13 protein-coding genes are annotated in these 20422 nt (G+C 62.8%); 10 read left to right on the top strand and 3 right to left on the bottom strand.

Going from position 1 to position 20422, the window contains the following annotated elements; translation table 11 throughout:
• Positions 1-13: 13 nt before the first annotated feature.
• Positions 14-4336 (bottom strand): NEL-type E3 ubiquitin ligase domain-containing protein, encoded by a 4323-nt coding sequence (locus PRJ_RS05680; protein ID WP_104960898.1) that lies wholly within the window; start codon positions 4334-4336, stop codon positions 14-16.
• Between the two features lie 332 nt (positions 4337-4668).
• Here PRJ_RS05680 and PRJ_RS05675 point away from each other — a divergent pair, with 332 nt between their 5' ends.
• The 7 genes from PRJ_RS05675 (at position 4669) to PRJ_RS05645 (ending at position 11538) form a co-directional block, all read left to right on the top strand.
• The gene (locus tag PRJ_RS05675; RefSeq protein ID WP_064492331.1) at positions 4669-5586 is read left to right on the top strand and encodes a glutamate/aspartate ABC transporter substrate-binding protein; all 918 of its coding nucleotides are present in this window, start codon (positions 4669-4671) and stop codon (positions 5584-5586) included.
• 145 nt (positions 5587-5731) lie between these two features.
• Complete coding sequence (locus PRJ_RS05670) at positions 5732-6478, top strand: amino acid ABC transporter permease (protein ID WP_010952242.1); 747 nt, start codon at positions 5732-5734, stop codon at positions 6476-6478.
• Positions 6479-7150, top strand: coding sequence for an amino acid ABC transporter permease (locus PRJ_RS05665; RefSeq protein ID WP_012051387.1), 672 nt, complete (start codon positions 6479-6481; stop codon positions 7148-7150).
• Positions 7147-7881, top strand: a complete 735-nt coding sequence (locus PRJ_RS05660) for an amino acid ABC transporter ATP-binding protein (RefSeq protein ID WP_012273899.1) — start codon at positions 7147-7149, stop codon at positions 7879-7881. Before PRJ_RS05665 ends, PRJ_RS05660 begins: the two co-directional genes overlap by 4 nt.
• Before the next feature lie 68 nt (positions 7882-7949).
• On the top strand, positions 7950-9854 hold the full coding sequence (locus PRJ_RS05655) for an ATP-binding protein (RefSeq protein ID WP_020190712.1): 1905 nt from the start codon (positions 7950-7952) through the stop codon (positions 9852-9854).
• Complete coding sequence (locus PRJ_RS05650; RefSeq protein WP_010952238.1) at positions 9851-11179, top strand: sigma-54 dependent transcriptional regulator; 1329 nt, start codon at positions 9851-9853, stop codon at positions 11177-11179. Before PRJ_RS05655 ends, PRJ_RS05650 begins: the two co-directional genes overlap by 4 nt.
• A gap of 23 nt (positions 11180-11202) precedes the next feature.
• A complete protein-coding gene (locus PRJ_RS05645; RefSeq protein ID WP_016498198.1) occupies positions 11203-11538 on the top strand; it encodes a GlpM family protein in 336 nt (111 codons plus the stop codon).
• Between the two features lie 115 nt (positions 11539-11653).
• Here the strand turns inward: PRJ_RS05645 and PRJ_RS05640 are convergent, their stop codons facing one another.
• Positions 11654-12649, bottom strand: coding sequence for an alpha/beta fold hydrolase (locus PRJ_RS05640; RefSeq protein ID WP_104960897.1), 996 nt, complete (start codon positions 12647-12649; stop codon positions 11654-11656).
• Positions 12650-12844: 195 nt separating this feature from the next.
• On the opposite strand from PRJ_RS05640, the gene metR reads away from it, so the two are divergent.
• Positions 12845-13762, top strand: a complete 918-nt coding sequence (gene metR / locus PRJ_RS05635; RefSeq protein ID WP_003254981.1) for a transcriptional regulator MetR — start codon at positions 12845-12847, stop codon at positions 13760-13762.
• On the opposite strand, the gene PRJ_RS05630 is transcribed toward metR, so the two are convergent.
• A complete protein-coding gene (locus tag PRJ_RS05630) occupies positions 13746-14159 on the bottom strand; it encodes an NUDIX domain-containing protein (protein ID WP_104960896.1) in 414 nt (137 codons plus the stop codon). The two genes, metR and PRJ_RS05630, sit on opposite strands and share 17 nt — an antisense overlap.
• 135 nt (positions 14160-14294) lie before the next feature.
• Between PRJ_RS05630 and PRJ_RS05625 the strand changes: the two genes are divergently transcribed.
• A complete protein-coding gene (locus tag PRJ_RS05625; protein WP_104960895.1) occupies positions 14295-18575 on the top strand; it encodes a DEAD/DEAH box helicase in 4281 nt (1426 codons plus the stop codon).
• 213 nt (positions 18576-18788) lie between these two features.
• Positions 18789-20408 (top strand): FMN-binding glutamate synthase family protein, encoded by a 1620-nt coding sequence (locus tag PRJ_RS05620; protein ID WP_104960894.1) that lies wholly within the window; start codon positions 18789-18791, stop codon positions 20406-20408.
• The last annotated feature ends 14 nt before the right edge of the window (positions 20409-20422 follow it).

Genomic DNA, 20422 nt, shown 5'->3' with positions numbered 1-20422 from the left:
CCCTCTTGATTCGTCAAGGGGGCGTATTCGCCCAGCGCTCATAGGCTTCCCGCGCCAACCGCGCCAGCAATGCCCGCTCACTGCGGTCAAAATCAGCCTTCAGTGCTTCACAGCGTTGCAGAAACTCGTTTTCGCTGATCACTTGCTCATCTACCTGAGCCTGCAGGGCCTCCATACGCTGGTGCAGTGGCTGTACCAGGTCTTCAAATCGCTGCGCATGAAACTCGCGCGCGTATTGCTCCCAGAAAGGCCGCTGTGCCAACGAGGCAATCAGGGCATCCGTCGACTCATTTTGCAAAACCGCGTCCTGGACCCGCAGCAGGTCGCTGGTGGTTACGTTGGCAAAACTTGGGTAGTGCATTTCGTCGAGCTCGATCGGCAAGCCCAATGGACGCGCAAGCCGCTGTCGGTAAAACAGCCTTGTCTCGATTTCATCGATATGTGGGGCGTGCTCGGCATGCATGCGTTGCACGTGCAACGTCGCGTGGCGGTCGACCTCGTCCAGGCGAAACAAACCACGCGCCAGGCTTAGCAAACGAGCTTCCATCCGGCTGCCATGAGCATCTTCGACGGCGCGCAGTACCAAAACCCCAATTTCCATCTGCTCCAGCAACAGCAGCAGGCGGTCCTCACAACTGCGCCGGCCAGATGCCTCGAGAAACAATTGATGGCGCAACTGCTCGTGCTGCTCACACGTTTCCAGAATCCGCCAGATTCGGCTGCGGTAATGCCCAGGGTGCTGTTCAAAGTCCTCGCCGTGGACGAAGTCTGCCAGAAAGCGGAACATTCCATCTGAGTGCGGTTCGTCAAGCAGCGCTGTCCATATGGCCTGCTGGCGATCACGTTCAGCGTCGGCTGTGCTGTTGGCCCAGGTATTGAACAGGTCACTGTCAATGGCGCGATGGCGTGCGGACGCTGACCCCCACTGGCCAGGGGTTACACCTCGAGCCTCATCGAGCAGCAATGCGTCAGCTTCGCCAAGTGGATTATCGTGCAAGGACAACTGGTGCACCTGCAGGCGCAGCTGCTGCAACTCTCGGCGCAGTGTGCGAATGTTGTTGTTACGCAAGTCTATGTGGGCACGAAATGAAATCCGCTCAGGCAACGCCTCAAGGCCAGCAGAGCGCAAGTTGACTTCACGCAAATTGCCCAGGCGCGTCAGTACCGGCGCCCTTCCCAGCGGGTTGTGGCTGAGGTCGAGGTACCGCAGCGCGCTCATCCCGGCAAGACGCAATTCACCGGCCTCATCCATTATCACGCTGTTGCGACGCAGGTTTAGCTGCCGCAGGCGGGGCAAATGTTCAATGCCGTGAGGGATCGCAGTCAGGCGATTGCCGGACAGGTCGAGTTCAATCAGGTTGGGAAAACGGCGAAGAAAGTCCCCATTGATTTCACCAAGGCCCAGGTCACTGAGGATCAGCCGTCGCACATGATCAAAGCTCACCCCCTCCGGTAATTCGGGCAGACTCCCGATACGCTCTCCGCTGATGATCAGCGCGTAGTCCCCGGCCTCGTCGGTTATCTTGCGCCGCCAGCTTCGCCGTACGGCAGTAGCGACCCGACGGCGGCGTAGGGCGTCCAGTGGGTTACTGGCATCCCTGCGCCACTGGCGCAGGCTCTGACGCAGGCGCGCCAACTGCCCCGTCAGCTGGCTGTAGTGCTCCCACAACCCTACTCGCCGCTCCATGAGGTCAAGCAGATAGGCTTGTAGCTCCCCGTCTGTCATCGTCGGAAACACTTGGTGAATACCACGCCCTATTGCACGCCGACTGCTCTCGCCTCGCCCACTCAAGGCATACCCGATACGCCCATCCCCGAAACGGGTCGGGGGTCGCAGGCCAACGCCCAGACGCGGCATGCCACAGAGCTCAGCCGCTTGGGTGCGATCACCGGCAGCGGCCTCGACCAGCAACGAGCCCAGGGCGCCAGGACTGACAGCGGCATCGCCGAGATCGGCTGTCTGCGTCTCGTCCAGCGCCGCCAACAGTGCCGCCAGGTAGGGGCCGGATGTGCCTTGACCGGCGTAGCGGTAGCCGTCGCCGCGGCGCACGATACACCGTACATCCTGCGCAGACTCGGCGCCGATACCGGCCAGATACCGGCCACTCGGGCTACCTTCGCGCAGTTCGATGCGCAGGGTGTCCGGCCATTTCAGCTGACGCTCGAGCAAGCCCAAAGCCAGGCGTTCGGTGTCCGGATTGACGCAACGCGGCAGGCGCAAACCGGCACAGGCCCTGTCCAGACGGCTTTCGCGCAGCGACCATCGTGCACGCTCGGCCACTGCCAAAGGGATCCGCTGCGCGTTGCTGAGCGTATCGAGCTGCGCACCGCTGCATTGCTGAAGCAGCTCACGGGTACAGCGAGCCGACAGGCCGGGGAAAGTGCGCCGCAATATCCGCTCGATGCCATTGGGCTGCACTTGCCGATCAGCAACGTACTGCGCCAGTCGCGGCGCGCTGAAGTCCGGGTGTAATTCATGTGCCTGATAAAGCTCCAGGGCATCGAGCAACCGTGCAGGTGCGCCCATGTGCTCGACGTGCAAACGGCGAATCTGCGCTTCACTCAGCCCTGTCACCTGGAGCAGGTAGTCACATGTCGGTTCCGGTAGCTCTGCCAGGGGCGTACTCAAACGGCGTACCAGATTGGCCCGCCCTTCCCAGTACTGTGGAGCTTCGAGTTCATGGCGCCAGCCACCGGCGCCATTCTGCTCGATCACAGGGCGATAGGCACTGGGACGACCAGGGTGCAGGATCCTGGAGCGACCATCCTGCGGATCCTCCATCACCCGATAACGGCCCTCATCGAGGTGCCATAACCATTCCTGTGCGCCAGCACCACGCAATGGTTGGGCATCGTAACCGGGTAGATCCGTGGCCATGAGCTTGACCTTGCCGGCGGAGGTGCACACCGGTGCCAAGTCATCCACGAAGGCCAGACGCTCAAGAGCACGCACGGCCACTTGGCTGCCGGCTGCGATCATCCCGCCGACCACGACGTTTTCGGCGACGTTGAACAGGTGGTTCAACGCCCCTTCGCGGTCACCCATGCGCCAATCTTCATACCCTTCATAAACTTCGTCAGCAATCTGAACCGCGTTTGCCACCAGCAGCACTTCGCCAAGCACAGGCACGAACGCCCCCGCCACGTTCAGCACATTCAAACCCAGCTCTTTGTAGCCCTGCATGCGCGCTTCACGGTCTTCGTCATCTTCGACACCGGTGGGCACGGCGAGCACCCTGGCGTCATCCCTGATCTTGGCGAGGCATTGCCGACGCAGGTGTACGAACGGTGCGTCAGTGATCGGTGCAGAACGGGCGTCGAGTTCCACCCCGGCTGTCGATGCCTGTGCGACCCGCTCATTCAATACGCGATAGAAATTGATGCGCTCACGCTCGGTAATGAAGCGTGCGAAAAAGCGCCGATAGGCCGGCGCACGGAAGCGCTTTCCAAGGTAGTTGTCGAGTGCATCCCAGCTGGCATGACGGGAGACGGGCTGATGAGGGTCATCGGGTATCCAGATCACCACCGACTCCACTGCGCCATCAGCGGAGGAACGCACTTCCAGCGTCAGCACGCCCTGAACCGGGCGGCCCAGCAGGTACAACTGCCGGGGCACCACAGTGCCCACCAGCGCAGGCACCACCGGCTTTTCGGCAATAAGTGGCAACAGAAAAAAATACGTGCGCTCGTCAATGTCCTGTTTCAACGCAGCGACCCGCATCGCCACCTCGAAATGGGCCTTGAAACTCGCCTCGAACAGCCCGTGCAAGCGGGAAACGGCCTGGCCCGGCTCATCCTCCGGGCCATCTTCAGGCTGTAGATGGTGGGTGAGCAACGCCTGGTACTTGCCCCCTGCGTCGACCTCGCGACATGCGGAGGCAAACGCGTGGAAGCTCATCGGCAGGCGGTTACCGTTGCCATCGACCAGTTCACCTTTGAGCGTGAGCCCGGGGCGTGTCTCCCTACGATGATAGTTATGCAGCGCCGCCTCCAGCAATGACCGCCTGGAGCGGCGAACATAGGTGGGCCGCAGCAGCACAGGCGAAGCGCTGGGCAGCAACAGCCGCTGCGAGACCCGTACCCTCCAGCCCGTCACGTCCGGGTTGCTGAAGCCGCTCTTGCGCAGTTTCGTTTTGAGCAACGCTGCTGCGTAGGCCTGCAAAGAAGGGATGGCCTGGAGGATCGGGCCAAGCCGCGCATTGCAGTGCGCCTGACGACTCAGGGCATTACGTAACGCATCGAGCCTTTCCGGTTGGGCGTGGTCGACTAGCCATCCAGGCAAATTCTGGGCGATCAGGCTATCGATGGAATCGTTCGGGAGCCGGTGCAGTGACATCTGTGGAACTCTCCAGGCAAAGAGCAAAGCTCACTACGTCTGAGCCCTTGCCGCGCACTGCATAGTTACCGCAAGCGATACCGGGATAGGTGGCTGCCCATGCGTTCGGATAACCGAACGAGCAATCGCTGTTTATTCGGCCTGGCGAACCCCGAAGAGAGATCGAGACTGTCAAGCACGAGCAATACCAGTGGTTTAAGGTCGACAGCAGGGCTTGGCACGAGTCATGCTCTACACTTGGTAGCCGAATGCACCCGCTTCTTGCTGTATTCGTTGAACGAAGAGTCCGCCAACGGCTCCATAAAAAAAACAAACACGTCGAGGAAAATTTGATGCGTATCGTTCGTCAATTGCTGGGCGCAGCCATCGCGGCTGCAGTCATCGCTTCGCCGGCCATGGCCGAGGAGCTCACCGGCACCCTGAAGAAGATCAAGGAATCGGGCACCATCACGCTGGGGCACCGCGACTCCTCCATTCCATTTTCCTACCTGGCCGGCAAACCCGAGCCCGTCGGTTACTCGCATGACATCCAGCTGGCCGTCGTCGACGCGCTGAAAAAGCAACTGGGCACGGACATCAAGGTCCGCTACAACCTGGTCACCTCGCAAACCCGTATTCCGCTGGTGCAGAACGGCACCGTCGACCTGGAGTGCGGCTCCACCACCAACAACGTCGAGCGCCAGCAACAAGTCGGCTTCTCGGTCGGCATCTTCGAAGTCGGTACCCGCCTGTTGACCAAGGTCAAGGATGGTCAGCCGGCATACAAAGACTTCCCGGACCTGGCCGGCAAGAACGTGGTGACCACCGCCGGTACCACCTCCGAGCGCATCCTCAAGGCGATGAACGCCGACAAGCAGATGAAGATGAACGTGATTTCCGCCAAGGACCACGGTGAAGCCTTCAACATGCTCGAAAGCGGCCGCGCCGTGGCCTTCATGATGGACGACGCCCTGCTCGCCGGTGAAATGGCCAAGGCGCGCAAGCCAGCGGACTGGGTCATCACCGGTACCCCTCAGTCGTACGAAATCTACGGCTGCATGGTGCGCAAGGATGACGCTGCGTTCAAGAAAGCGGTCGACGACGCCATCGTTGCCTACTTCAAGTCGGGCGAAGTCAACAAGAGCTATGACAAGTGGTTCATGCAGCCGATCCCGCCTAAAGGTCTGAACCTCAACTTCCAGATGAGCGACGAGCTGAAAAAACTGATCGCCGAGCCGACCGACAAGGCTGCGGACGAGAAGAAGTCCTGATCCTCAGTAAATAGTGGCCTGGTGCTCACGAGCACGAATCAATTCTGCAGGCCACTCATTAGTGTCTAACCTTTCATCCGTGGGCGCCTTGCGCCCCCGGATGCTCGAAGGTGCCCGTGAAACAACCGTCTGAGGGGAAATCCCGATGAATTACAACTGGGACTGGGGCGTGTTCTTCAAGTCCACCGGCGTGGGCAGCGAAACCTATCTGGACTGGTACATCACCGGCCTGGGCTGGACCATCGCCATCGCCATCACCGCCTGGATCATCGCGCTGCTGCTGGGGTCGCTCCTCGGTGTCATGCGTACCGTACCGAACCGCCTGGTATCGGGTATCGCCACCGCCTACGTGGAACTGTTCCGCAACGTGCCACTGCTGGTGCAACTGTTCATCTGGTACTTCCTGGTACCGGACCTGCTGCCAGAAGGCTTGCAGGAATGGTTCAAGCAGGACCTCAACCCGACCACTTCGGCGCTGATCAGCGTGGTCATCTGCCTGGGCCTGTTCACCGCCGCGCGCGTCTGTGAGCAAGTGCGTACCGGTATCCAGGCGCTGCCCAAAGGCCAGGAAGCTGCCGCCCGCGCCATGGGCTTCAGCCTCCCGCAGATCTACAACAATGTGCTACTGCCGCAAGCCTACCGGATCATCATTCCGCCGCTCACCTCCGAGTTCCTCAACGTATTCAAGAACTCCTCGGTGGCGTCGCTGATCGGCCTGATGGAGCTGCTGGCGCAGACCAAACAGACCGCAGAGTTTTCCGCCAACCTGTTCGAGGCGTTCACTTTGGCCACGCTGATCTACTTCACCCTGAACATGGGCCTGATGCTGCTCATGCGCATGGTCGAGAAGAAAGTCGCCGTGCCTGGCCTGATTTCCGTGGGGGGCAAGTAAATGGAAATGGATTTCAGCGAAATCATCCCCGCCCTGCCTGCCCTCTGGGAGGGCATGGTCATGACCCTCAAACTGATGGTCATGGGAGTCATCGGCGGTATCGTGCTGGGCACCATCCTGGCACTGATGCGCCTGTCGTCGAGCAAACTGCTGTCGAACCTGGCCGGCGCCTACGTCAACTACTTCCGCTCGATCCCGCTGCTGCTGGTGATCACCTGGTTCTACCTGGCGGTACCGTTCGTGCTGCGCTGGATCACCGGCGAAGATACCCCGGTGGGTGCCTTCACCTCCTGCGTGGTCGCCTTCATGATGTTCGAGGCCGCGTATTTCTGCGAAATCGTCCGCGCCGGTGTGCAGTCGATCTCCAAGGGCCAGATGGGCGCCGCACAAGCGCTGGGCATGAACTACGCGCAGACCATGCGCCTGATCATCCTGCCCCAGGCCTTCCGCAAGATGACCCCGCTGCTGCTGCAGCAGAGCATCATCCTGTTCCAGGACACCTCGCTGGTATACACCGTGGGCCTGGTCGACTTCCTCAACTCGGCACGCTCCAACGGCGACATCATCGGGCGCTCCCATGAGTTCCTGATCTTCGCCGGCGTCGTCTACTTCCTCATCAGCTTCTCCGCTTCGTGGCTGGTCAAGCGCCTGCAAAAAAGGATCACCGTATGATTTCCATCAAGAACGTCAACAAGTGGTACGGCGACTTCCAGGTACTGACCGACTGCAGCACCGAGGTCAAGAAAGGTGAGGTGGTGGTGGTCTGTGGCCCGTCGGGCTCGGGCAAGTCCACCCTGATCAAGTGCGTCAACGCGCTGGAGCCGTTCCAGAAGGGCGACATCGTGGTCGATGGCACTTCGATTGCCGACCCGAAGACCAACCTGCCCAAGCTGCGCTCGCGCGTGGGCATGGTGTTCCAGCACTTCGAGCTGTTCCCGCACCTGACCATCACCGAGAACCTGACCATTGCCCAGCGCAAGGTACTGGGCCGCAGCGAGGCGGAAGCCACCAAGAAGGGCCTGGCGCTGCTCGACCGTGTAGGCCTCAGTGCCCATGCCAAGAAACACCCCGGCCAGCTCTCCGGTGGCCAGCAGCAGCGCGTGGCAATCGCCCGCGCCCTGGCGATGGACCCGATCGTCATGCTGTTCGACGAACCTACCTCCGCACTGGACCCGGAAATGGTCAGCGAGGTACTGGACGTGATGGTGCAACTGGCCCACGAAGGCATGACCATGATGTGCGTAACCCACGAGATGGGCTTTGCCCGCAAAGTCGCCAACCGGGTCATCTTCATGGACAAGGGCAGCATCATCGAAGACTGCACCAAGGAAGAGTTCTTCGGTGACCAGAGCGCCCGCGACCAGCGCACCCAGCACTTCCTCAGCAAGATCCTGCAGCACTGACCCGGCCACAGCTTCCGCTGCCAGGGACCCACCAGGCAGCGGAAGCTGGTCGTAACAAGGCCACTGTGATGAAATGCGATCCCTCGCTACTTCGCCCTGCCAAGCCTGCCGTGAATTCCCGCCTGATCCGTCAATTGCTGTTACCACCACTGATCATCCTGCTGATGGTCGGCCTGGGAATGGCTGGCTACCTGATCAGCGAGAGCAATGGTATCCGCACCCTCAGCGAAAACGGCGAACGCCAGCTGGAACTGCACGCACGCACGGTCGAAAGCGAAATCAGCAAGTACACCTACTTGCCGAGCCTGCTGGAGCTGGAAGACAGCGTCTCGCACCTGCTCAACGACCCGGACGGTGCCTCACGCCAGACGGTCAACGAATACCTTGAAGGCCTGAACCGTCGCAGTCGCAGTCGGGCCATCTTCGTCCTCGACACCAATGGCCGGGTACAGGCCACCAGCAACTGGCGCGATGCCGACTCGTTCCTGGGTGAAGACCTGTCGTTCCGCGCCTACTTCCAGACTGCCGTGCGCGGCGAGCCAGGGCGGTTCTACGGCATCGGCAGTACCACGGGCGAGGCCGGCTATTACCTGGCCCATGGGCTTGAGGAGCACGGCAAGATCATAGGCGTTGCGGTGATCAAGGTACGCCTGGACACCCTCGAGGAGCGCTGGCAGCGTGCCCGCCTGGAGGCGTTCGTCAGTGACGAGAATGGCATCATCATTCTCTCCAGCGACCCGGCCCGGCGCCTCAAGTCGGTGCGCCCGCTGACCCCGCAAATCAAGGAGCGCCTGGCGCGAAGCCTGCAGTACTACTGGTGGCCGCTGAACGAATTGCAGCCCCTGGCCCGGGAAACCCTGGCCGATGGTGTGGAAAAACTGACCTTCCCGGCCAACACCGAAACCGCTCATGGCAAACCGCACGAAGTGGCCTACCTGGCGCAAACCAGACGCCTGGTCGACACGCCCTGGCATTTCACCCTGCTGACCCCACTGCAGGACCTGCGTCGCGAATCCATGGTGCAGGGCATTCTGGTGGGCGTGGCCTTTGCCTTGCTGGCGATCCTCGGCATTGCCTGGAACGAGCGGCGCAAAGTGATCGCCACACGCCTGGCGGCGCGCGAAGCCCTTGAAGAGGCCAACAGCCAGCTGGAGCGGCGGATTGCCGAACGCACCGCCGACCTGCGCGCCAGCAACGAACGCCTCAAGGGCCAGATTCGCGAGCGCCGGCATGCCGAGCAGACCTTGCGCCACGCCCAGGATGAGCTGGTGCAGGCAGGTAAGCTGGCCGCCATCGGGCAGATGTCCACCAGCATTGCCCACGAGCTGAACCAGCCACTGGCTGCGCTGCGCACCCTTTCTGGCAATACAGTGCGCTTCCTCGAGCGCGGGGCGCTGGAAACCGCCAGCACCAACCTGCGCACCATGAATGACCTGATCGACCGCATGGGCCGCATCACCGCCAGCCTGCGCTCGTTCGCCCGGCGCGGCGATGACAGCGGCCAGGCTTCACTGGCCAAGGCAGTAGAGGCCACCCTGCAGGTGCTGGCCAACCGCATCAGTGCCTGTCATTTGCAATTGCACCACCAGTTCGAGGACCAGCAACTGGCCATCGACCAGACCCGCCTGGAGCAGATTCTGGTCAACCTGATCGGGAATGCCCTTGACGCCATGGCCGCACAACCGCAGCCTGAGCTATGGCTGGAAGGTGAGTTGCAGGGTGACAAGTACCGTTTGCAGGTGCGCGACAACGGCCACGGTATCGACCCCGAAGCGCGCAAGCACCTGTTCGAACCTTTCTTTACCACCAAACCGGGCGAGCATGGCCTGGGCCTGGGCCTGACCCTGTCGGCGAGCCTTGCCGCCGCCGCCAAGGGAAGCCTAAACGTCGAGCATCCCGTCACCGGCGGCACGGCCTTTGTCCTGGCCCTGCCTCTGGTTTCACCCCCTAGCGAATCGGCAGAGCATCCATGAACCAAGCGCCTCTTACCGTCCTGATCGTCGAAGACGACCCGCATGTGCTGCTCGGCTGCCAGCAGGCGCTGGCCCTGGAGGATATCGCCTGCGAGGGCGTAGGCAGCGCCGAACAGGCGTTGGAACGCATCGGCGACGATTTCGCCGGCATTGTCGTCAGCGACATCCGCCTGCCGGGTATTGATGGCCTGGAGCTGCTCAATCGCCTCAAGGCCCGTGACCGCAGCCTGCCGGTGGTGCTGATCACTGGCCATGGCGATATCGACATGGCCGTTGGCGCCATGCGTAACGGCGCCTACGACTTCATGGAAAAACCGTTCTCCCCCGAGCGCCTGGTCGACGTGGTACGCCGCGCGCTGGAACAGCGCGGGCTATCACGCGAAGTGGTGGCCCTGCGCCGCCAGCTGGCCGAACAGAGCAGCCTGGAGGGACGCATCATTGGCCGCTCACCGGCCATGGAGCATTTGCGCGAACTGATCGCCAACGTCGCCGACACCTCAGCCAACGTGCTGATCGAAGGCGAGACCGGCACCGGCAAAGAGCTGGTCGCACGCTGCCTGCACGACTTCAGCCGCCGCCAGAGCCACCCGTTCGTGGCGCTGAACTGTGGAGGCCTGCCGGAAAACCTGTTTGAAAGCGAGATATTCGGCCACGAGGCCAACGCCTTCACCGGTGCCGGCAAACGCCGCATCGGCAAGATCGAACACGCCAATGGCGGCACGCTGTTCCTCGATGAAGTGGAGAGCATGCCGATCAACCTGCAGATCAAGCTGCTGCGCGTGCTGCAGGAGCGCACCCTGGAGCGATTGGGCTCGAACCAGAGCATCCCGGTGGATTGCCGGGTGATCGCCGCGACAAAGGCGGACCTTGATGCCTTGGGCCAGAGCGGCCAGTTCCGCAGCGACCTGTATTACCGGCTGAACGTGGTCACCCTGGAGCTGCCGCCGCTGCGTGAGCGCCGTGAAGACATCCTGCAGTTGTTCGAACATTTCCTGCAGCAGTCGGCCCTGCGCTTCGATCGGGAAACACCGACACTGGACAGCCAGACCCTGTCGCGCCTGATGGCCCACGACTGGCCAGGTAACGTGCGCGAGTTGCGCAACGTGGCCGAACGCTATGCCCTCGGCCTACCAGCGTTCAAGAAAGGCCCCAGCGGTGGTGCCAACCAAGGCCTGCTTTTTGCCGAGGCGGTGGAAGCATTCGAACGCAACCTGCTCACTGATGCCCTGCAACGCACGGGTGGCAACCTGAGCCAGGCCAGCCAGGAGCTGGGCATGGCCAAGACCACGCTGTTCGACAAAGTGAAAAAATACGGCCTCGCCTGACTGAACCCAAACTGGAAAACAACGTGGACCTGGTATTCAAAGCGGCCCTGGGCGCAGGCGTGGTGCTGTTGCTGGCGGTGCTGTCGAAAACGCGCAACTACTACATCGCAGGGCTGGTGCCGCTGTTCCCCACCTTCGCCCTGATTGCCCACTACATCGTCGGCAAGGGGCGCAGCATTGCCGACCTGAAGACCACCATCCTGTTTGGCATGTGGTCGATCATTCCGTATTTCGTGTACCTGGCAACCCTGTATGTACTGGTCGACCGCTTGCGCCTCGAGGCTTCGATGGCGCTGGCCACGGTGGCCTGGCTGATCGCCGCGACCGTGCTGGTGACTTTGTGGGTGCGGATGCACTGAGCGAAATCGGCACTGGCTGCTTCGCGGGCTCGCCCGCTCCCAGGGTCTCCACAATGTCTGAGATCGGTGCAGCACCTGTGGGAGCGGGCAAGCCCGCGAAGAAGCCAGCGCGGATTCAGAGCCCTGCGATGTGCGTGACCTCTTGCCTGTGAGCCTGCAAATAAGGCAACACCGCCCCCAGTAACGGCGCCTTGAACGGCTCCTGGAAACGGTGCGCCAGCCCCGGGATCAAGCGCAACTGGCTGCCCCGGATATGCGCCGCCAGGTGCACGCCATGCATCACCGGCAATAACGGATCAGCCGTGCCGTGTACCACCAGGGTCGGCACTCGCAACTGGTTGAGCAACTCGACGCGGCTCGGCTCGGCCAGTATCGCCATGATTTGGCGCTTGGCCCCGTCAGGGTTGAACGCTCGGTCGTAGGCCTGCGCCGCCTGGTGCAGCAACACCTCGCGGTCGTCCCGTACCTCAGGGCTGCCCAAGGCCGCCAGCAGGTCGGCCTGCTGCTCGATTGCCACTTCACGATTCGGTGCGCTGCGCCGGGCCAGCAACTGCACCAGCGCCGGGTCCGGCGCCGGCAGCCCCGCCGCCCCTGAACTGGACATGACCAGCGTCAGGCTGCGCACACGCTCGGGCGCCATCGCCGCCAGGTGCTGGGCAATCATGCCGCCCATGCTCACCCCCAATACATGAAACTGGCGCACGCCCAACGCGTCCATCAGGTGCAAGCCGTCATCGGCCATATCAGTCAGCGTGTAGGGCGCCGACACGGGCAGGCCCAGCTTGTAACGCAACAGTTCGAGCGTCAGATTGGCGTGCGGTGGTACCTGGTTCCAGCGTGACAGGCCGACATCGCGGTTGTCATAGCGAATCACCCGAAAACCTTGGCGGCACAATGCCTCGACCACGTCGTCTGGCCAATGAATCAGCTGCCCGCCCAAGCCCATGACCAGCAGCAAGGCCGGGTCGCGTGGCGCACCGACGCTCTGGTACACCAGGCTGACGGCACCGAGTTCGGCACGCTGCACCGGCACCTGGGCGTCACAGCGCTGTTCGGCGAAACTCGCCGGTGCGCTGAACAGAAAGAAAAGAAAAAACCAAAAAGCCCGCATGAAAGAAACACCAGAATGCAGATCCCCAGTAGAGCGCGAGTCTGATGAATTCTGTTCGGGCGCGCTGCCACAGTTCGGTGACAGTTTCATGACTCCCGCCAGGCGGTGCGACGATCGCCCAGTCGACAGATGTAGCATCATGAGAGAAACTCAACTCATTACCTGGTTCCTCTATTCCATACCCCGGAGTTATCTGTGCTGGAGATCCGTCACCTGAAAACCCTTCATGCCCTGCGCGAGGCCGACAGCCTGGTGGAGGCCGCCGAACGCCTGCACCTGACCCAGTCGGCGTTGTCGCACCAGTTCAAGGAGCTTGAAGAGCGCCTGGGCCTCCCGATTTTCGTGCGCAAGACCAAGCCGATCCGCTTCACCAGCGCCGGGCTGCGTCTGCTGCAACTGGCTGATGCCACCCTGCCGTTGCTGCGCAGTGCCGAACGTGACATCGCACGCCTGGCCGGAGGCACTGCCGGACGCCTGCACATGGCTATCGAATGCCACAGTTGCTTCCAGTGGCTGATGCCGACCATCGACCAGTTCCGTGATGCCTGGCCGGAAGTGGAACTGGACCTGGCCTCGGGCTTTGCCTTCGCCCCGCTGCCGGCCCTGGCCCGCGGCGACCTTGACCTGGTGGTGACCTCCGACCCGGTGGACCTGGCAGGCATCACTTATGTGCCGCTGTTCACCTACGAGGCGATGCTGGCAGTGGCCAACCAGCACCCGCTGGCCAGCAAGCCTTACATCGTGCCGCAAGACTTGCTCGACCAGACGCTGATCACCTACCCGGTGGAGCGCGATCGCCTGGACATCTTCACCCGCTTCCTGGAGCCGGCCGATATCGAGCCAGCCGCCGTGCGTACCTCGGAGCTGACGGTGATGATGATGCAACTGGTGGCCAGCGGCCGTGGCGTATGCGGCATGCCGCATTGGGCGCTGCACGAGTACAGCTCGCGCGGCTATGTGAAGGGCAAACGCCTGGGTGAGAAAGGCCTGTTTGCCACGCTTTATGCCGCCGTACGCACCGACATGCTCGATGCCCCGTACATGCGCGATTTTTTGCTGACAGCCAAGGACACTTCGTTCGCCACCCTCGACGGCGTCAGCGCGGTGCGTTGAGCGCCTGGCGATACAACGGCAGGATCAAGTCGCGGGTCAGGGGAGCCAGTGGCATGACGGGTGCCTGATCTGCTGCCAGCCAGACCACCTCCTCGATCTCTGCGGCCGGCACCACGGCAGCGGCGCTGTCGACACGGAACAGCTCGGCTTGCACTTCGAAGCCTGGCTCGTTGGCGGCGGGGGCACTGAACTGGCCCAGGTGCATGGCTTGAGCCGGGTCGATGCGCAGGCCCAGTTCCTCGTGCAACTCGCGCACCAGCGCCTGTACCGGCGTTTCACCGGCATCGATCTTGCCGCCTGGCTGCATGAACGCCTCGGTGCCACGCTTGCGCACCAGCAGGGTGCGGCCCTGAGGGTCGATCAGCAGGGCGGCGGCGATGCGGATGATGTTGGGCATGGATGAGCTCGCTGAAAAAATTGACTCGCGAGGATCCCATGGGGTCATTGGCCTGACAAGACCGGTCATTCCTGTGCCGGCCTGACAGACGAGCGGCCCCTTGCCAACCCGTTGCACACCCTCCATAAACAACACATGAACCTGCCCGCCAAACACCACCCGGTGCTCGAGCTGTTCCATCCTGCCGTCAGCACCTGGTTCCGCCGCTACTTCGCCACGGTAACCGATGCCCAGGCCCAGGCCTGGCCATTGATCCACGCCGGGCAATCCATGCTGCTGGCCGCGCCGACCGGATCAGGCAAGACCCTGAGCGCTTTTCTGGCCGTGCTCGATGAACTGCTGCGCGAAGGCATGAAGCACCAGGGCGAGCTGCCCGCACAGACTCTAGTGATCTATATTTCACCTCTGAAGGCCCTGTCCAATGACATCCGTCTTAACCTGCAGGCCCCACTCGAAGGCATCAGCCAAGCCATCGCCGACCAAGGCCTGAACGCCCCACGTATCACTACGGCCGTGCGCACGGGCGACACACCGCAAAAGGAACGTGCCGCCATGCGCAAGCTGGCCCCGCACATTCTGGTGACGACCCCCGAATCGCTTTACGTGCTGATGGGCTCCGCTTCTGGCCGTGAAGGCCTGGCCAACGTGCACACCGTGATCGTCGATGAAATCCACGCCCTGGCCGGCAACAAGCGCGGCGCCCACCTGGCACTGACCTTGGAACGACTGCAAGCCTTGTGCAAAAGGCCACTGCGGCGTATAGGCCTGTCCGCCACGCAACGGCCGGTAGAGCGTGTGGCACAGTTTCTGGTCGGGAGCGGGCGTGCCTGCGCCATCGTCGATGTCGGCCATGCGCGCCAGCGCGATCTGGCTATCGAAGTGCCGCCAGTACCGCTGGGGGCAGTGATGGCTACCGACGTCTGGGGCCTCGTGTACGATCGTTTGGCCACCCTGGCCCGTGAACACCGCACCACGCTGGTATTCGTCAACACCCGGCGCCTGGCCGAGCGCATCACCCGCCACCTCAGCGACCGGCTGGGTAAAGAGGCGGTTGCCGCGCACCACGGCAGCCTGTCCAAGGAGCTGCGCCTGGATGCGGAGCAGCGGCTCAAGAGCGGCAAGCTCCAGGTGCTGGTAGCAACCGCATCGCTGGAGCTTGGCATTGATATCGGCGATATCGACCTGGTTTGCCAGATCGCCTCGCCGGGCTCGATTGCCGCCTTCCTGCAACGGGTAGGCCGCGCTGGGCACCAGGTCGATGGTGTGCCAAAGGGGCGCCTGTTCCCCACCTCACGCGATGACCTGATCGAATGCGTTGCCCTGCTTGACTGCGTTCGCCAGGGCGAACTGGACGAACTGCACATCCCCCGGGCGCCACTGGATGTACTGGCCCAGCAGATCGTCGCAGAAGCCAGCAACCAGGCCTGGCACGAACAGGCTCTGCTGGATTGCCTACGCCAGGCTACACCTTACGCCGAGCTCGATCAGCACCATTACCAGGCCCTGCTGCGCATGCTCGCCGAGGGCTACAACGGCCGCCAGGGTGTGCGCAGTGCCTACTTGCACCGTGACGTAGTGACCGGCACGCTGCGTGGCCGACGTGGCAGCCAACTGACTGCGCTGACCAGCGGCGGCACCATCCCCGACAACGCTGACTACGCCGTGTTACTGGAACCGCAGGCGCTGAACATTGGCAGCGTCAATGAAGACTTTGCCGTGGAAAGCATTGCCGGCGATATTTTCCAGCTGGGCAACGCCTCGTATCGCATTTTGCGCGTAGAGCCGGGCCGGGTGCGGGTAGAGGATGCTCACGGCCTGCCGCCGACCATTCCGTTCTGGCTGGGTGAAGCGCCGGGGCGCAGTGACGAGCTGTCTGCCGCCGTAGCCCGGTTGCAGGCGCGAATCGACCAGCAACTGGCGCAGGCAGGCGGCGACACGGTGGAGGTACTGGCCTGGCTGCAGGCGACCTTCGAACTGGAGGAAGCTTGTGCGGGCCAGTTGCTCGACTACCTGGCCCGCACCCGTGAAGTGCTTGGCGCCCTGCCCTCGCAGGATACGCTGGTGATGGAACGTTTTTTCGATGAGTCCGGCGGGACACAACTGATCATTCATTCACCCTACGGTAGCCGCATCAACCGCGCCTGGGGCCTGGCCCTGCGCAAGCGCTTCTGCCGCACCTTCAACTTCGAACTGCAGGCTGCCGCCAGCGAGGACGCCATCGTGCTGTCACTGTCGACCAGCCACAGTTTCAAGCTGGACGAAGTGTGGCGTTACCTGAACAGCCGCAGCGCCGAGCCGATTCTCATCCAGGCCCTGCTCGATGCACCGCTGTTTGGCGTGCGCTGGCGCTGGAATGCAGGCGTGGCCATGGCACTGCCGCGCTTTGTGGGCGGACGCAAGGTGGCGCCACAAATCCAGCGCATGAAGAGTGAGGACCTGGTTGCCGCCGTGTTCCCCGACCAGATCGCCTGCCTGGAGAACATCGTCGGCGAGCGGCAGATTCCCGACCATCCGCTGGTCGAGCAAACCCTCGACGACTGCCTGCACGAGGCGATGGACAGCGAAGGCTGGCTGGCCCTGCTGCGGCGCATGGAAAGCGGTGCAGTGCGCTTGCTGTGCCGGGATTTGCCCGCCCCCTCGCCGCTGGCATCAGCGATTCTCAACGCCCGGCCTTATGCCTTTCTGGACGATGCGCCACTGGAAGAGCGACGTACCCAGGCGGTGCTCAACCGGCGCTGGAACGACGTGCACAGTAGCGACGACCTGGGCGCGCTGGACGCTGATGCCATTGCTGCCGTCGCGGCCGAGGCCTGGCCACAGCCGGCCAATCCCGACGAAATGCACGAGGCATTGATGAGCCTGGGTGCCATCGGTCAGGTCGAGGTAGATGCCAACCCCTGCTGGGATTTGCTGCTAAGGCAGCTGGCCAAGGCTGGGCGTGCCTTGCGCCTGCCCGATGACAAGCTCTGGTTGGCCCGCGAACGCCTGAACCTGCTGCTGGCACTGTACCCCACAGCGCACAGGGAGCCACCGCTCGAACGGCTCGCTGGCTTCGACCAGCCCATCGAGCCCGACAACGCTCTGAGCGAACTGCTGCGCGCCCGCCTGAGCGGCCATGGCCCACAGACCCTGGCGCAGATCGCTGCGCCATTGGGCAAACCGGTAACCGATATCGAGCAGGCTCTGGCCCGCCTGGAAGCCGAAGGCTATGTGCTGCGCGGGCATTTCAGCCCAGGTGCAACTGACCTGCAATGGTGCGAACGCCACTTGCTGGCGCGCATCCACCGCTACACGGTCAAACGCCTGCGCCGCGAGATCGAACCGGTCAGCCTGCAAGACTTCATGCGCTTTCTGTTCGATTGGCAGCACCTGGCGCCAGACGAGCGCCTGCGTGGTCCGCAGGCGGTGGTCGAAGTGCTGGGCCAGTTACAAGGGTTCCCCAGCGCCGCAGCGGCCTGGGAGGCGGAACTGCTGCCGGCGCGTATCAAAGACTACAGTCCGCACTGGCTCGACGAAGCCTGCCGAAGCGGCCAGTTTGCCTGGAGCCGGCTGGCGGCAACAGTGGCGAGCAGCACGTTGACCAGTACCCCACTGGTGTTGCTGCCGCGGGACCAGTTGAACACGTGGCGCAGCCTGGCGCCCGCACCTGCTGTCGACGCCCTTGGCCTACGTGCGCAACGTGTGCACGAAGCGCTGAAAACCCAGGGTGCGCTGTTCTTCGATGAACTGGCACATGAGGCACACCTGCTGCCCAGTGAACTGGAAACTGCACTGCAGGAGCTGGTGGGCTCGGGCCTGGCCGGGGCGGACAGTTTCACTGGCTTGCGCAGCCTGATCACGCCCGCAACCAAGCGCAGCTCACGTAACAGCCGCCGAGGTCACCCGCCGCTTTCCAGCAGCATGGCGCATGCCGGACGTTGGGCCCTGCTGCGCCGCAGCGATGCGCCCCCGGATCACGACCAGCGCCTGGAGCACATTGCCCGCACGCTGCTGCGCCGCTATGGCGTGATCTGCTGGCGGCTGTTGGCGCGCGAGAGTGATGTACTGCCGCCCTGGCGTGAGCTGCTGCGCTGCTATCACCGATTGGAAGCGCGTGGCGAGGTCCGGGGCGGGCGCTTCATTGCCGGGCTGGCCGGTGAACAGTTCGCCTTGCCTGAGGCGGTAGTATTGCTGCGGCAAGTGAGACGACGTGAACCGGACGGAACGCTGCAGGTGGTGAGCGCCGGTGACCCGCTGAACCTGATCGGCTCGTTGCTGCCTGGGGCGAAAGTGCCGGCAGTGATTGGCAACCGGCTTCTGTATCGCGACGGGATACCGGTGGCGGTGCGGATGGCCGGGCGTTACGCGTATCTGGTCGAGGCGTCCGCACATGAGCAGGAAAGCTGGCGGCAGAAACTGCTGCGCGCCCCCCTGTAGGAGCGGGTTTACCCGCGAATACGGTAGCGGCGGCAACGGTGAACGGCGGGTGAAATTGGCCAGCAGGACCGGCCCTTTCGCGGGTGAACCCGCTCCTACGCTCGAGAATGATTTTCGCTACCCCGATTTTATTTTGCAGCGCCCGGCAACTTGGCTATGGTCGGGGTTTGCCCCCAGGCCCTGAGCCTGACCGCGCCATCGCAAGGACCCTGTATGAGCCTGTCACTTCTCAGTCGCTATGCCTTCTTCGCCGCCTGTGTGCTGTTCACCCTGGCGAGCCTCCCCTTCAGCCACCACGAATGGCTGTGGCCGTTCACCCTGACCACAGGCATTCTCAGCCTGATCGGCCTGTTCGACCTGCTGCAGCACCGCCACGCCGTACGCCGCAACTACCCGATTCTCGGCAACATCCGCTATCTGGTCGAGGCCATTCGCCCGGAAATCCGCCAGTACCTGCTGGAGTCCGACAGCGATGCCCTGCCCTTCTCCCGCGCCCAGCGCTCGCTGGTGTATGCCCGGGCGAAGAACGAAGCCTCGGACAAACCTTTCGGCACCCTGATCGACGTATATGAATCCGGTTTCGAGTTCATCGGCCACTCCATGCGCCCGGCACCGCTGGCTGACCCGACCAGCTTCCGTGTCATCGTCGGTGGGCCGCAGTGCAGCCAGCCGTATTCCGCGTCGATCTTCAACATTTCGGCCATGAGTTTCGGCTCGCTCAGCGCCAATGCCATCCGTGCGCTCAACCAGGGCGCCAAGCTGGGCAATTTCCACCATGACACCGGCGAGGGCAGCATCAGCCCCTACCATCGCGAGCACGGTGGTGACCTGGTGTGGGAACTGGGCAGCGGCTACTTCGGGTGCCGCACGCCAGATGGGCGCTTCGATCCCGAACGCTTCGCCGCCCAGGCGCGCAGCCCTCAGGTGCGCATGATCGAGATCAAGATGAGCCAGGGCGCCAAACCCGGCCATGGCGGCATATTGCCCAAACACAAGGTCACCCAGGAAATTGCCGAAACCCGTGGCGTGCTGATGGGCGAGGATTGCATCTCACCGTCGCGCCACAGCGCCTTCTCGACACCGATCGAAATGATGCAGTTCATCGCCCAGTTGCGTGAGCTGTCCGGCGGCAAGCCAGTGGGGTTCAAGTTCTGCCTGGGCCACCCGTGGGAATTCATGGGCATCGCCAAGGCCATGCTGGAAACCGGCATCCTGCCCGACTTCATCGTCGTCGATGGCAAGGAAGGGGGCACCGGCGCAGCGCCCGTGGAGTTCACCGACCATATCGGCGTGCCACTGCGTGAAGGCCTGCTGTTCGTGCACAACACCCTGGTCGGCCTGAACCTGCGCGACAAGATCAAGCTGGGCGCCAGCGGCAAGATTGTCAGCGCCTTCGACATCGCCAGCGTGCTGGCCATTGGCGCCGACTGGGCCAACTCGGCACGCGGCTTCATGTTCGCCATCGGCTGCATCCAGTCGCAAAGCTGCCACACCAACAAATGCCCGACCGGCGTGGCCACGCAAGATCCGCTGCGCCAGCGCGCGCTGGTGGTGCCCGACAAAGCCCAGCGGGTGCTGAACTTCCATCACAACACGTTGCGTGCCTTGGCAGAAATGCTGGCGGCGGCAGGCCTGGAGCATCCGGCACAACTGGAGGCCAAGCACCTGGTGCGGCGCATTTCGGCCACCGAAATCAAGCTGTTCTCGCAGATGCATGTGTTCTTGAAGCCAGGTGAGCTGCTGACCGGCGAGGTGAACGGGCAGTTCTATTCGCGGATGTGGCAACTGGCCCGGGCGGACAGTTTCGAGCCGCACAGCGACGTGGCGGCCTGAGAGAACGCTGGGGC

The organism is Pseudomonas sp. XWY-1 (genome assembly GCF_002953115.1).
GTDB lineage: Bacteria > Pseudomonadota > Gammaproteobacteria > Pseudomonadales > Pseudomonadaceae > Aquipseudomonas > Aquipseudomonas alloputida.
This window is presented reverse-complemented; position numbering and strand designations above follow the sequence as displayed.